This is a genomic window from Mycobacterium sp. PSTR-4-N, assembly GCF_022348085.1.
Classification (GTDB): domain Bacteria; phylum Actinomycetota; class Actinomycetes; order Mycobacteriales; family Mycobacteriaceae; genus Mycobacterium.
In genome coordinates this window covers 1-13,451 of the sequence record NZ_JAKRFN010000027.1, presented here as the reverse complement: position 1 = coordinate 13,451, position 13,451 = coordinate 1, and the positions used below count along the sequence as shown (strand labels likewise).

Here is a 13,451-nt window from a genome sequence, read left to right as displayed (position 1 = left end):
AGTTGTTCCGGCTGCCATTGGTAGGTCGCCTACTGGACCGGCACCCGCTGTAGGCCTCGGCGCGCTCGACATCGCCGGCACCGACGTGGGTAGCGAATATCAGCTGGCCGCCTGGGCGCAAAGCCGCAGCGAAAGAGGCTATAACGGCCGGTAGGACGTTGCGTGGCAGGTTCAACAGCGACCATTAACCCAGCACTACGCCCAGTGACGCCCCCGGGAAGATCGAGCCGGTCGACGATCCCACGGTGAACGTGCACTAGGGATGCAGGCGCCGCGAGTGGTCGATCACGCGCGGTGAGGGCTCTACTCCACGGGTCAAGTGGCTTCGGTTTTGGCGACTGAAGGGTCCCTCCGTCGTCGAGCGAGGAGCGGATTCCGGCACCGCGCATGCGATGTTTCCATGGATCACCCACGCGTATACGCAAAACGGCTGGATTCGATGTACCGTCGGGTACAGTTCGGTCGCGAACCCTTCCTGACACTCAACGCAGATCGGATACCAAGATGCGCAATTCCCGGTTCTGCAAGACGACTGCGGCGCTCGGTGTCACCGCTATCGTGTCGATAGCGGCCTTGACCGCCTGCGGCGGAAGTGAGACCGAGAGCCCGTCAACCACCACGCCGACCCCCACTTCGACGCCCGGCGTCACGCCCACCGAGAAGGGCATCGCTCCGACTGGCGGCAATTCCTTCAGCCCTCCAGTCAAGGCTCCGCCAGCTCCCACGGGCGTCCCCGGCACCAATCACACCGGCTGACAGCGGCCTCCAGTTTGGAGTACCTAGTCTTGATCCGCATCCGTTGCGCCCATTTTCTGGTGTGTGCTGTTGCGGGGTGCGCCGAAGCTCTCCCGGACCCCTAGCCCTTTGCCGAAGCCCAATCGTGCGAGCTTGCCGTAAAGAGTTTCGACGAGATCTGCCGGCACCCGGTAGGTCTCGTGCCAAATCCAATGTCGCCGGTACCAGCTGCATCCCGGTTGAAGGCCGCCCATGCCGGTGCATGGGTAAGCGAGGCTCCCTGGCGAACTTGCCGAGTTCCTTCGACGCTGCGCCAGTATTGCACCACTATGACGTTGCTGGGATCGCGCCACGGGGCAGAAGCCACAAGACTCACACATCACCGGCCACGGGCGTCATCATCACCGCCGGTCAACACCACCGACACCGCCGTGTGACTTCTCAAGTGTCGTGTCCACTTGCGATCCCCTGAACTGTGACGACGCCACCGTTCTCACGGAATGTCCACATCAAAATTCTCACTTTCATGTCCACTCGCCCGGGGGGCCCGACATGATGCGGGGCCGCTATCTGCCTACCGGATCGAAGCCCGCCCACCGATTTTGGTCACGTGACGTGCGATGCTGGACCGTCCAGCGAACACATATACTTGCTCAGCCGCAACGGGTTTCGGGAATGCGCGGAACCACACAGTTGTCATCCGCCCTAGCTTCGCGCTTCGCAGCCGCGGCGCCCGACAACGGCCCGACGCAAAGGCCATGGGGTGTGGGAAAGAGAGGCTCGATGCTGGTTCCGTCGTCCGATTGCCATGCCGACCTTCATATTGCGACGACTTCTACCCGTACCCAGTTGAGCCCTAGTCGCTGTCTTCCCGCTTCGGGTTGGAAGGGTTCCGCTATCGCACCGCGGCGTCCTGAGAGACGGCGCACGACCAGCTTTCTTCGGTCCGCGAAGGGTCTACCCTGAAGCGGGCTCCTGGCCCTCCCCCACGGTCGCTGCAGATCGACGGGGAGCGCCCACCAAATGGTCTTGGGCCTGAGTCCCAGAGTGCATCGAACCTACCCGTCCGAGGCCCACGCGACGCCCCGCTGATCAAGCAGCTGCCATCCACGCTCAGCGGCCTCAAAAGCAGCGGAATAGTGGCTGGAAAACGTTCCAAGACTTGATTTGACGACGAATGGGCTTAGGGGCCCGCTGTCTGTGGGACCTGCCAGCCGCATTGCGTCAGTGTTGAAGTTCGGCCACATTTGACCGTGGGCGGCGCCGGACCCTGATTGCCACAACAGGTTCGCGTTCGCGGTTAAGTCCACTTGATCAGACGCTTCGCTAACTACATCCTCGATCATCTCACCGGTCACGAGGTTCTCCCCCTTCGGTTGCCCGTCGGCGGTGCGCTTGACTTGAAGTTGCTGTCCCCGTTCCTCGTCATTCAAAATCTGCAAAACTGAGGTTTGGGTCTTCCGTGGCGTTGAATTCTCGCAGTTTGTAGAGAAACTTGAGGCGATGCGCGTAGACGTAGGCAGCCACGGTGCGGGCGCGCCTTAACCGGATCGTCGGGTCGTCCGGCGACAGCACCCACACGGCCTGGCACGCACCCACTAACGCGCTCCGACACAGCGTCAATTGCGCGTATGGATGTAGGGGTATGGGCCGGTTGGTGAGTTGGCGTTTTATCGCGTCGAGGTGATCGGCCGCGCCACCAAGTCCAATCCACGCCACCTGCGAAACAGGCATATACGGCCAATCGTTATCGTCTGCCGCTAGGGCGCTGCCAGCCATCGGGACGTAGGTGACGCCGAGCCGCTCGAACCAGTGACTCACAGTGTCAAACGTCGATTCGATGCCGCCAGGACTTCCAGCTCAGTTGGCATGGGAGAAGGCTACTTTCCGTGGCACGCGCTAGCGTGCGCATACGCGGAAGGTTGGGCGGTGACGGTGAAAGGCTGCTAACGTCGACCGGCTCGCATGCCTTGTGCGACGGCCACTCGCGCCCTGATAATTGTTGCAGCAGAGCATCCTTAGGCCCTATAGGCGAGCAGCAACAATTTATCCGTCGATCACTGCCGCACCCAGATTCTGGGCACACGCTGGCCCTGATACAGACTGATCTGTTCGACGGCTCCCAGGTCGGGCAGGGCAGATCGCGGCTTGGCCGCCACGCGTTCTACCGCGCGGCGCGCTGACGACCACCCCCAGCCACACATTCAATTCCCCACTGAGGCAACCATGATCGTCATCTTCTCCACCTTCACCGCCGACCCGAGCCAACGCGGCCAGCTTGACGCCGAGATGGCCGCCTTCCTCGCCGCGACAACCGACCAACGACGAGGGGCCAGCATCTACCAATCCTCTGCCGACCCGACCGATCCCGCCAAAGTGTTCGTCTTCCAAACATGGCCCAATGACGACGATTTCGCCGCCTGGTCGCAGCAACCGGCCTTCACAGAGTTCCTCGACAAGGCCCAAGCGAGCGACGCGATCACTGACGCCACCGCCGTCCTACTCCGAGGATGCACCACAGCACAGGACTGCCCGTCCCCATGAGCGCGTCATCGCCCCGATCGGAGGGTTCATCAGGGCGCGTCGCCGGCCGCGGAGTCGTCGTTCTCCGCCAGGTGCTCCAGGATTCGCTCGTTGAGGGTGGCGAGCATGTCCAGCTCAGCCGGGGTCAGCAAATCGATGAAGTTCCGGCGGACATCCGCCACGTGCCCAGGCGCCGCCTTCTCCACAGTGGCGCGGCCCACCGGGAGCAGACAGACCACAGAGCTACGGGCATCGGCGGGATTGGGCTCGCGGCTGATCAGCCCGTCCTTCTCCATACGCCGCAACTGGTGGGACAGACGGCTCTTCTCCCATCCCAACGCGTTGCGCAGCTCCTGGGACGGCATGCGGTCCCCGTCATGATCGGAGAGCAACGCCAACACCTCGTAGTCGGCCCCGGACAGGCCCGACTCCTGCAGACCCCGCTCCAGGTGCACACCGACCTGATGCCGCGCGTCGATGAAGGCCCGCCAGGCACGAAGTTCGGAAGGGCTCAGCCAGTTCGGTTCCATCGGTTTCCACGCCTCCACTCAATTGGTTGACTCCTCATCCAAGCCGACCTATGGTGGATGAGTCAACCAATTCGATCGTACGTCACGACGGGAGATGTCTTGAGCAGCATCAGCATCATCGGCGTGGGGAACATGGCCAGCGCTCTCGCTGGCCGGGCGGTCGCCGGCGGCAACACCGTCGAGATCATCGGCCGCGACCCGGCCAAAGCCCACGCACTGGCCGCCGCACGTGACAGCGCCACCGTCGGCACGTCTCCGACCGGCGACCTCGTCATCGTCATCGTGGCGGTGCCCTACGCCAGCGCGGTGGCGGCTTTCAGCGAGTACGGGGACACGCTGAAAGGCAAGGTCATCATCGACGTCACCAACCCCATCACCCGCGATTTCACGGGTTTCCTCACCCCCGAAGGCAGTTCGGGCGCACAAGAGATCGCCGAGGCCGCTCCCGCCGGCACGCACGTCGTCAAGGCGTTCAACACCCTGCCCTGCGATGTGCTGGCAGCCGGGTCAGTCGAAGGTCGCCCGGTGGACGTATCTATCGCCGGGGACGACGCAGCGGCAAAGGCGCACGTGTCGGCGTTCATCGAGAGCATGGGAATGCACCCGATGGACGCCGGGGCACTGCCGATGGCCCGGGCACTGGAGCACCTCACCCTGCTGCAGCTGGGCCTCATCACCCATTCGGTCAACAACACCAACCTCTTCCTCGGCGCCAGCATTCTCCGCTGAGCGCCCCAACTCTGAAAAGGACAGTCACATGCGCGTTTTCATCACTGGCGGAACCGGCCACGCCGGTTCGCGCATCATCCCCGAGCTGATCGCCGCCGGGCACGACGTCACCGGCCTGGCCCGATCGGACGCCTCCGCGGACGCCCTGTCCGCGCTCGGCGCGACGGTGCGCCGCGGCGACCTCGACTACCTCGACGGGCTCAAAGAAGCAGCCGCTGACTCCGACGGCGTCATCCACGTCGCACACCGACAAGACCTCCTTCCGACCGGCGGGATGGACGCCGTGGCCGCCGCGGAACTCCAGATCGTGCGCGCTTACGGCGAGGCACTCGCGGGAACCGGCAAGCCGCTGGTCGCCGCGGGCAGCATCGGCTCGGCCGGCAGCCTGGGCCGCCCAGCCACCGAGGAGGACCCCGCCCTTCCCACCCGGCCGAAGGACACCGGCACCCTGCGGGCCCGCAACGTCGTCGAGCGCGCCGTCATCGACCTCGCCGAGCAGGGAGTCCGCTCGTCGATCGTGCGGCTTCCGCCCATCGCGCACGACACGACCGATAACGCCGGCTTCCTGCCGGGGCTGATCGCGCTCGCCCAGGAAAAGGGCTTCGCCGGCTACCCCGGAGACGGCGAAAACCTCTGGGGCGCCGTGCACATCCGTGACGTCGCCTCACTGTTCCGACTGGCACTGGAGAAGGGTTCCGCCGGCCGCTATTGGCACGCAAGTGAGGGCGCGGACACCCCGCTGCGCGAGATCGCCGAGGCCATCGGCGCCCGCCTGGGCCTTCCCGCGGTGAGCGTCCCCATCGACGCACTGATGCTGCCGGGCTACTTCGGCATGTTCACCAATCTGGTCACGCTGAACCTCCCGGCGAGCAGCACCATCACGCGCCAAACCCTTGGCTGGGAACCCACTGCGCCCCAACTGCTCGCCGACCTGGACAACGGCCACTACTTCCCGACCAGCTGACCGCCAAGAGCCGTCGACCACATTCCCCCCACCCCGAGGAGTGACCCATGACCACATTCGCCCCACATCGCGACACCGTGGAGTCCTTCGTCGACTGCATCAACAACGGCGCCGACAAAGACACCCTTACCCGACTGCTCGGTGAGGACGTGCGCCTCTACGGCCCCTTCAGCGATGAGCCAGTCGTCGGACGTCAGACCGCCGTGGACACCATCAAGTCGGTCAACGGACTGTCCTCCGACGACACCTACCTGGAAGCCCTCAGCGGCGACACCCACCGCGCCGCACACTTCCGGCTGCACGTCGGAGACGCCGGAGTCAACGGGATCGCGCGAGCTGCTCAACGCCTACTTCGTCGCCCGCGACGACCTCTACGAAGCCGAGGCCGCCGCCGGGCCCGACGACCCCAGCCGCGCCATCAGCCAGCAGGCCGTCATCGACCTCGCCGACGAGCTGGTTGCCCGCTTCGTCCCCGACATCGCCGCCCGCTGCGCCCTGACCGGCGAAGACCCCGCCGACCTCGCCTACACCGGCCCGACACTGCCCAGCCCAGGCCACGCCATCTCAGCCATCCAACCCGGCGTCGGCCGCGTCTGCGGCTCCGTCGAGGCCGTCAGCGACCGCGGCGTCCTCGTGCAATGGCAGTACACCAACCTGCTGCCCATCACCTACCCCCGCAGTCAAGTGGTGCCCACCGCGTGGGGATGGCACATCCGCCGCACCTGATCACCCCTGCACCCAACGCACCCCAAACCCCGGCCCGGAGAAAGGAATCCACCATGCCCACCACCGATCGCTTCGCCGACAGCGTGCGCCACCACTTCAGCAACCCGCCGCAAGATTGGACCGTCCGCAAGCTCGACCCCCGACGTTGGGCGATCGTCAACACCGCCGAGGACATCGTCAGCACCCACCGCACCCGCGCTGACGCCGAGCACAACCACAGCGCCGGCCCCTACGTGCGGATCTGGGCTGACCGCACCGCCTGGTATCTGGGCACCAGCACCGACCCACGTTGCCGCGCCCTCACCCCCGAGGAACTGCGCACCATCGCCACCGTGCTCATCGACCTCGGCCACCCCGAGGCCCCCGCCGCCTGCCACCGCGCCTGGCCCGACGCCGAGTTCTGCGACGTGTGCGACCGGCCCCTGCGCGGGCCCAACCGGCTATGCCCCCACTGCGATCACTGCGCCACCGAGGGCTGCACCAACCCGCTGGACGACGGCGAAGGCTTCGACGGCTACTGCGGAGAGTGCGCCGACCGCCGCGACCACCTATACGCCTGACCCCCGCCGAGCGCACCGGGCTGGACTGCGGCAGGTATACGCCGGCCTGGCACCCCGACGTAAACCACCACGACAGTCCAGCCACGTCCGACGGGAAAAGGGCCGTGCTGCACCCAGGTCCAGGGCGACAACGTCTACCAGCCACCCAACCCCCGATCACAAGCACAAGGAGCAAGAAGCAGAGATGCCCGACGACATCGTGGCCCGCGCCAAAGCCGCCCTGGACGGAGTGACCTACGGACCGTGGGAGATCGACGAACGATACCCAATCATCTGGCTGGGCGACTTCTGTCCGGGATTCCGCATCGAAAGCCACGACAAAGCCGAGGAGAACGCGACGTTTGTCATTGAGTCGCGCAGCCTCGTTCCCGAGCTGGTCGCCGAAATCGAAGCATTGAGAGCAACGGTGGCCAGATTGACCACGAACCCATTCGGGAGCACGGCTGACTCCACGACACGCCTGGCGAAGCGTTTCTGAGTGCGAACGTCACACGCAGCTCCCCGCACGTCCGTGTCATTCCCGGGGCGAAACCAAAACCGCTGATACACAGGCGGATTCCCGCCGCTATGGGTGGCTATAGCACTCCGCTAGTGGTAGGCTATAGGCATCCGCCCCCTCGAGAGGAGCCCCCGATGCCTGAACCGCAACCGGTCACCCTTCGCACCGTGCCGGCCTACCGCTACCGCGAGCACCTGCTGTGCCCGACATGTGCCCAGGCGGCGATCCTGCCGATCACCGAAGGTGCCGAGTACGACGACACCGAACACGTCCTCGATGTCGTTGCCCAGGACCGCGGCATCGACCGCACCACGGCCACCAGTGACGCCTTCCCGACACCGATTCCGGCCGCCGAAGCCCTCAACCAGACCTGCGGTGAGTGTGAGGCGACGCTGCTGGAGGGCGACTACTGGACGCTCTACCACGCGGCCCTGGACGCCATCGCCGCCGAGGCCGACTCCGTTGAAGCGCTCATTGCCGTGCTCAACCACTTCTACCGGCCCGAGTCCGGAGCGGCGTTCCACCCCGGTGGCGCCGACCGCGACCTGTGGAACGTCCTGCGGTGGGAGCGCAGCGACTGGACGACGGCCTGGTCCAAGGCCAGCTACTGGTACGCGATGCGCGACAGCCAGGGCAACGCCTTCACCTTCACCGAAGGCGACATCGATCGGGGGTCGCAGCCGTGAACGCCGTCGCAGCAACGCACCCCATCGAGCAGGACGGAGAAACCGCAATGACCATCACCCTCTACACCAAGCCCGGATGTGTGCAGTGCCGCGCCACCGCCCGCCAGTTCGACAAGGCCGACGTGCGTATCCAGACCGTCGATGTCTCCGTCGACACCGCAGCCGCGCAACTGTTGGAAGACCTCGGCTTCCGTAGCGTGCCCGTGGTCATCGCCGACGGGCAGTCCTGGGCCGGGCATCGGCCCGACCGCGTGGACGCAGTGATTCGCCAGAAGGCCGAGGCGATGTCATGCCCGCGACTCTGAGCGAGGAACAACGCCACCTGATCGCCTTCGTCGCACGGTCCAACGGAACCATGCTGCTGGAGGCCATCATCGACGACCACGCGATGCGGGCTCTGCTCGCCCGGGCCGGAGGAGCCTCGGGGCCCACCGCCCCCGACGGTGCCCCGGACTGGATGACCAGCTACTGGACCCTCGGAGACAGATTCGTCAGCCCCGGCCGCGACACGGTTCGCGTCAACGTCACCGCCGCCCAGGTCCGCAATCTCGGCCGGCACCTACCCGCCGAGCTGCACGCCGAAATTCGCCGATGCCTCGACGCCCACCGCGCCGAGCGCGAGCGCACTCGCGAATGGTGCTACTGCCCCTATGCGCACACCGCCCCCAACGCCCACAGTGGCCCGTGCACTCGCCATCACCCCAGCGACGACGAGGACGCCGAACACCGCCACCGCACGGCCGAACTGCGCACCTGGTCGGAAACGCTGCTGCGCCAAGCCCTCCACCCCGCCGCCGGCGTGCAGCTCGACCTGTTCGCCACCCTCCGCTGAACTCCTGACTTACAGCCGCCGCGGCCACCCGACACGCACTGCGCCACAAGGGTGATGCCGCTATTGGTGGTTGCCTAAAGCCACCCATCAATGGTAGGCTATAGGCATCCACCCTAGGAGGACGGCCCCACGATGAGCACCTGCACCTGCCACTCGATCCGCGAAGGTCACGGCGGAATCACCTACACCCTCCACATCCTCGGCGTCCTGTGCGACCACTGCGAAGCCGCCATCGCCGACGCCGAAGCACAGGCTGCATGGGACGCCATGACCCCGGCCGAACAGATCGCCGCCCGCTGGAACTACGCCCGCCGGTACTCCCTTCCCCGCCGCCGCCCCGGAGCCCCCGTCATCCCCGACGCCGCCCCGTTCTGAACCACCCACCCAGACCCCGCCCCGCACCCCCAAGAGAAAGGCCCGTCAACATGACCCTCACCCTCACCGACCTGTTCTGCGGCGCCGGCGGAAGCTCCACGGGCGCGATCGCGTTCGGCAACGTCACGGTCAAGACGGCCGCGAATCACTGGGCGAAGGCCATCGAGACCCACAGCCTCAACCATCCAGACGCCGACCACATCCAGGCCGACCTGTCGCAGATCGACCCCCGCTACTTCCCCAACACCGACCTGCTGTGGGCCAGCCCGAGCTGCACCAAGCACAGCATCGCCCAGGGCAAGAAGCGCCAGGACGCCCAGCCCGACCTGTTCGGCGAGACCCTGCCCGAGGAGGCCGCCGAACGCTCCCGGGCCACCATGTGGGACGTCGTCCGCTTCGCCGAGTACCACCAGTACCGCGCGGTCATCGTGGAGAACGTCGTGGACGTGGTGTTCTGGCCGCCGTTCCAGGCGTGGCGGATGGCGATGGAATCCATCGGCTACACCGGGCAGCTGATCTACCTCAACAGCATGCACGCCCAACTTTTCGGGCCCGGCGCCCCGCAGTCCCGCGACCGTTTCTACGCGGTGTTCACCCGCACCGGAGACCCCTGCCCTGACGTGTCGCGGCTGGTGTCCCCGCACGCGGTGTGCTCCGAGTGCGGCCCGATCCGCGCCATGCAGGTCTTCAAGCGTCAGGACCGCCCCAAGTGGGGCAAGTACCGCTCCCAGTACGTCTACCGGTGCCGCAACACCGTCTGCCGCAACCAGATCGTCGAGCCGCTGTACCGGCCGGCCGCCGAGATCATCGACTGGTCGCTGACGGGCACCCGCATCGGAGACCGCACGCGCCCGCTGGCCGACAAGACGATGGCCCGCATCGCCGCCGGAATCGAACGGTTCTGGACCCCGATGCTGGTCCCCGTCGAGGGACGCGATGGCAAGACCGCCGTCCCGGTCGATCAACCGGCCCGCACCATGACCACCCGCAACGAGACCGGCCTGCTGGTCCCGACCGGCGGCACCTGGCGCACCGAAGCCGTCCCGACCAGCGAGCCGATCCCGACCCGCACCACCCGCGAGAACGACGGAATCGCCTTCCCCGCCTTCGTCGCCGAGCTGCGCGGCGGATCCAGCGATGCCCGCTCCGTGGCCGAGCCGCTGGCCACCGTCACCGCCTCGGGCAACCACCACGGCCTCGTCTACGCCGACGCCCCCCGACCACTCATTACGAGCTTCTACGGCTCCGGCGGCAACAGCACCGTCGACCAGCCGCTGCCGACGGTCACCACCCTCGAACGCCACGGACTGCTCAACCGCGGCCCCGTCCCCACGCCGCCACCGACCATCGACATCAACGATGTCTACTTCCGGATGCTGGAGCCCCGCGAGATCACCGCCGCGATGGACTTCCCGACCGGCTACCGGATGGTCGGCACCAGGCGCGAGCAGGTGCGGCTGGCAGGGAACGCCGTCACGCCGCCAGCCGCCCGTGACCTGGTGGGTCTGGTCGTCGAAACCGTCACCGGCGAAACGCTCCAACCCACCGCCTGAGAAGCCACCCGGTGGGGTGCTCCCCCCACCCCCCACCGGGCGCCGACCCCACAGCCCAGCCACCGCAGAAACGAAGGACCGCCGCCATGAAGTACTTCTATCTCGGAACCAGCGAGGTGCGCTGGCTCGGCCAAGCCAACGTCCCGCTGTTCATCTCCCACCGCCGCCTGGCACCCCGCAAGAGCTTCCCGCGTGCGCTCACCGGATGGGCGCTGGACTCCGGCGGATTCACCGAACTATCGATGTACGGGCAATGGCGCACCACCGCCCGCGACTACAACGCCGCGGTCTGGCGCTACGACCAGGAGATCGGCAACCTCCAATGGGCCTCGCCCGGCGACTGGATGTGCGAGCCCGAACAGATCGCCCGCACCGGACTGAGCGTGCGTGAACACCAGCGCCGCACCATCGACAACTTCCAAGAATTGCAGGACCTCTGGCCCGGCCCCGACTGGGATGTGCCCTACGTCCCGGTTCTGCAGGGCTGGACGCCTGACGATTATCGCCGCTGCGTCGACATGTACTACGCCGCCGGCGTCGACCTGTCCGACTGCTTCCTCGTCGGCGTCGGCACGATGTGCCGCCGCCAGGCCAGCGCCGAGATCGACGTGATCCTGTCCACCATCCAGCGCCACGACCCCGACATCCCACTCCACGCGTACGGCTTGAAGCTTTCGGGCCTCAAGCGCTACGGCCACAGAGTCCTCAGCGCCGACTCAATGGCGTGGAGTTGGGCAGCGCGAATGAGCGAGCCGCTTCCCGGGCACACGCACGCCGCGTGCAACAACTGCCTGCCCTACGCCCTGGCCTGGCGCGAACGCGTCCTGGACATCACGCCCTCCGGACAGATGAGCCTGTTCGACGCCGCCTGAACCACCACCGAATCGGAAGGAACCCTCCCATGACCATCCCGCCTGCGACCGCCGCCAACGCGGCCGATGAACCCGCACGGCACACCCGAGAGAACACGAGCAGTGTCAAGCTGGCAGCATTCGTCGCCAAAGGCGACGTACTCGCCGACGGGCGGGTCGTCCGGCGCCGCTGGAGTATGCCAGTCCCGGATGCCACGTACTCGACAGATTTGAGCTTCACCGACGGCACTCACCAGTGGTATGACCACGGCGCGACTGTCACGGTGGTGGACCACATCAACGAGTGGCGCATCCGATAATTGCCGATCCACCACCGTCGCCTCCGCGCCGCGAACCGCTGTCACTCGCACAACTCCGATGACCCCCTGCCGGTGACTCTCACCATGCAAACGCCGACGGGTGCAGAGTCTGACCCTGCACCCGTCGAATGCTTGAAACCCGTTCCCGGTCACCACAACCGTGGCTGACCTCCGAGCATGGCCGCCTCCACTGCGGCCGAGTCCCACCCTGACCGCACCGCCTCCCGCAGCGCCAGCGCACGCTCGCGTCGGGCCCGCAGACCCGCGCCCCGCGCGATCACGCGCGGCCGGCCACCGCCGCGGCCCCGCGCCGCCATCTGTTCCATGTTCTCCTGCTGGGTGCCCGCGGTCACGTGCGCACGCACCCCGGCCGCGATCTCCTCGGCGCCCACCACTCGCACACACAGGGTGACGTCGCATTCGTGCAGTGCCCGCACATCCCCCTGTAGCGGTTGCCCCGCCCGTGCGACCGCCAGCGCATAGCGCGGCGGCCGCACCATCATCACGTGCCGCCAGCCGCCACGCCGCAATGCGAAGCGCCCGTACCCATCTGATCCGATGGCGCCCGTCCATAGCCAGCAGTCCTGTCGCCCCGGACCACGCACCACGTGTGCGAAGAACCGTGCGATCTCACTGCCATGACGTATCGGGTCGACCACCAAGTCGCGGCCCTGTCGCCGCCGACTGGGGGTACTCACGCGACTGCCCGTCAGGCGCTCAGCGCCTCGGTCGCCGGATCATCCACCGCCGCGACCCCCTCACTCATCTGCGCCGCTTCGCTGAGCGACGCCGGGGTATCGGCGCCCCCATTGGGGACCGTCGCCGAATTCTCGGCGTGCGCGTCCTGCGGTGTCTGTTCGCCGGCGTCGTGCTGCTCAGTGTCGGCCAGGCGCAACAGTTCTCGCACCTGCGTCTGCGTCTGACCACTCTGTGCGGCGATGCTGGCGATTGTTTCGCCGTTGGTGCGCATCACCTGTGCTGCCGCGCCGGCCGTCCGCCGAATCGTCGTCGCCTTCTCCTGCGCGCTCTGCCGGATCCGCTCCAGCCGTTCGTTCAACTCACTTTCGATCCGGGCGATCTGTTCCTCGGCCCTGGTCCGCGCCGCCGCCTCATCTTTAGCTGCGGACTGCTCGGCGTGCTCCAGCTTGTCCAGCTCGTCGAGGAACTCCTTGAGCGATTGCACGATCGCGCGCTCCCGCGCCTCCCTCTCAGCATTCGCGCGACGCCGCGCCTCCAAAGCCCGTTGCAGATTCCCTGATTTCGTCGTTGCTTTGCCCATGGTTGCGGACTCTAACCAGCCCTGCTGACGTAATCACGCCTCCAACTCCCCCTTACCCCATCACGTCTCACTACAGCCCACCTTCCGCCCCACACCCCTTCCCACCAGCACCTCCATCTGCCAGCCCACGTTTGTCCCACACACCTCTTGCACTCAGGTCACGAAGGTCGCGAATCAACCTGAAGTTGACGCGTATATCTGGCGCATGGGACCAGCGCCGGATGCGCTTCATTGAACCACTTTCGTGTTCCTCCTGGTAGACGGATTTCGCTCGCAGGTGTGGTAACTT

Annotated in this window: 19 protein-coding genes; 13 read left to right on the top strand and 6 right to left on the bottom strand. The window is 66.5% G+C overall.

What is annotated here, in order from left to right:
• Window positions 1-482: 482 nt before the first annotated feature.
• The 3 genes from MHN84_RS29915 to MHN84_RS25995 form a co-directional block, all read right to left on the bottom strand.
• Window positions 483-668, bottom strand: a complete 186-nt coding sequence (locus tag MHN84_RS29915; protein ID WP_308192993.1) for a hypothetical protein — start codon at window positions 666-668, stop codon at window positions 483-485.
• A gap of 188 nt (window positions 669-856) precedes the next feature.
• The gene (locus MHN84_RS30025; protein WP_374238430.1) at window positions 857-1,102 is read right to left on the bottom strand and encodes a monooxygenase family protein; all 246 of its coding nucleotides are present in this window, start codon (window positions 1,100-1,102) and stop codon (window positions 857-859) included.
• Window positions 1,103-2,160: 1,058 nt separating this feature from the next.
• Entirely contained in the window at window positions 2,161-2,556 is a 396-nt protein-coding gene (locus MHN84_RS25995) for a hypothetical protein (protein ID WP_241207403.1), read from the bottom strand.
• A gap of 405 nt (window positions 2,557-2,961) precedes the next feature.
• On the opposite strand from MHN84_RS25995, the gene MHN84_RS25990 reads away from it, so the two are divergent.
• Entirely contained in the window at window positions 2,962-3,279 is a 318-nt protein-coding gene (locus MHN84_RS25990) for a putative quinol monooxygenase (RefSeq protein ID WP_241207402.1), read from the top strand.
• A 29-nt stretch (window positions 3,280-3,308) separates the two neighbouring features.
• On the opposite strand, the gene MHN84_RS25985 is transcribed toward MHN84_RS25990, so the two are convergent.
• Window positions 3,309-3,788 carry a MarR family winged helix-turn-helix transcriptional regulator gene (locus tag MHN84_RS25985; RefSeq protein WP_241207401.1) on the bottom strand — a complete coding sequence of 160 codons (480 nt, stop codon included), beginning with the start codon at window positions 3,786-3,788 and terminating at the stop codon, window positions 3,309-3,311.
• Window positions 3,789-3,887: 99 nt separating this feature from the next.
• On the opposite strand from MHN84_RS25985, the gene MHN84_RS25980 reads away from it, so the two are divergent.
• The 12 genes from MHN84_RS25980 to MHN84_RS25925 all read left to right on the top strand — a co-directional run bounded on the left by MHN84_RS25980 (window position 3,888) and on the right by MHN84_RS25925 (window position 11,883).
• A complete protein-coding gene (locus tag MHN84_RS25980) occupies window positions 3,888-4,517 on the top strand; it encodes an NADPH-dependent F420 reductase (RefSeq protein ID WP_241207400.1) in 630 nt (209 codons plus the stop codon).
• 28 nt (window positions 4,518-4,545) lie between these two features.
• A complete protein-coding gene (locus tag MHN84_RS25975; RefSeq protein WP_241207399.1) occupies window positions 4,546-5,481 on the top strand; it encodes an SDR family oxidoreductase in 936 nt (311 codons plus the stop codon).
• Window positions 5,482-5,655: 174 nt separating this feature from the next.
• A complete protein-coding gene (locus MHN84_RS25970) occupies window positions 5,656-6,207 on the top strand; it encodes a hypothetical protein (RefSeq protein ID WP_241207398.1) in 552 nt (183 codons plus the stop codon).
• Between the two features lie 53 nt (window positions 6,208-6,260).
• Window positions 6,261-6,767: a hypothetical protein gene (locus MHN84_RS25965; RefSeq protein ID WP_241207397.1), complete on the top strand. Its 507-nt coding sequence runs from the start codon at window positions 6,261-6,263 to the stop codon at window positions 6,765-6,767.
• Between the two features lie 184 nt (window positions 6,768-6,951).
• Window positions 6,952-7,245, top strand: a complete 294-nt coding sequence (locus tag MHN84_RS25960; protein ID WP_241207396.1) for a hypothetical protein — start codon at window positions 6,952-6,954, stop codon at window positions 7,243-7,245.
• A gap of 155 nt (window positions 7,246-7,400) precedes the next feature.
• A complete protein-coding gene (locus MHN84_RS25955; protein WP_241207395.1) occupies window positions 7,401-7,952 on the top strand; it encodes a hypothetical protein in 552 nt (183 codons plus the stop codon).
• Window positions 7,953-7,999: 47 nt separating this feature from the next.
• Entirely contained in the window at window positions 8,000-8,257 is a 258-nt protein-coding gene (locus MHN84_RS25950; RefSeq protein WP_241207394.1) for a glutaredoxin domain-containing protein, read from the top strand.
• Window positions 8,242-8,784: a hypothetical protein gene (locus MHN84_RS25945; protein ID WP_241207393.1), complete on the top strand. Its 543-nt coding sequence runs from the start codon at window positions 8,242-8,244 to the stop codon at window positions 8,782-8,784. Before MHN84_RS25950 ends, MHN84_RS25945 begins: the two co-directional genes overlap by 16 nt.
• Window positions 8,785-8,916: 132 nt before the next feature.
• A complete protein-coding gene (locus tag MHN84_RS25940) occupies window positions 8,917-9,159 on the top strand; it encodes a hypothetical protein (protein WP_241207392.1) in 243 nt (80 codons plus the stop codon).
• Window positions 9,160-9,209: 50 nt separating this feature from the next.
• Complete coding sequence (locus MHN84_RS25935) at window positions 9,210-10,712, top strand: DNA cytosine methyltransferase (RefSeq protein ID WP_241207391.1); 1,503 nt, start codon at window positions 9,210-9,212, stop codon at window positions 10,710-10,712.
• Window positions 10,713-10,798: 86 nt separating this feature from the next.
• Complete coding sequence (locus tag MHN84_RS25930; RefSeq protein ID WP_024447879.1) at window positions 10,799-11,584, top strand: hypothetical protein; 786 nt, start codon at window positions 10,799-10,801, stop codon at window positions 11,582-11,584.
• Window positions 11,585-11,613: 29 nt separating this feature from the next.
• Window positions 11,614-11,883, top strand: coding sequence for a hypothetical protein (locus tag MHN84_RS25925; RefSeq protein WP_241207390.1), 270 nt, complete (start codon window positions 11,614-11,616; stop codon window positions 11,881-11,883).
• A 149-nt stretch (window positions 11,884-12,032) separates the two neighbouring features.
• Here the strand turns inward: MHN84_RS25925 and MHN84_RS25920 are convergent, their stop codons facing one another.
• Window positions 12,033-12,581: a hypothetical protein gene (locus MHN84_RS25920; RefSeq protein WP_081660076.1), complete on the bottom strand. Its 549-nt coding sequence runs from the start codon at window positions 12,579-12,581 to the stop codon at window positions 12,033-12,035.
• 11 nt (window positions 12,582-12,592) lie between these two features.
• A complete protein-coding gene (locus tag MHN84_RS25915; RefSeq protein ID WP_051226815.1) occupies window positions 12,593-13,162 on the bottom strand; it encodes a hypothetical protein in 570 nt (189 codons plus the stop codon).
• Window positions 13,163-13,451: the final 289 nt, after the last annotated feature.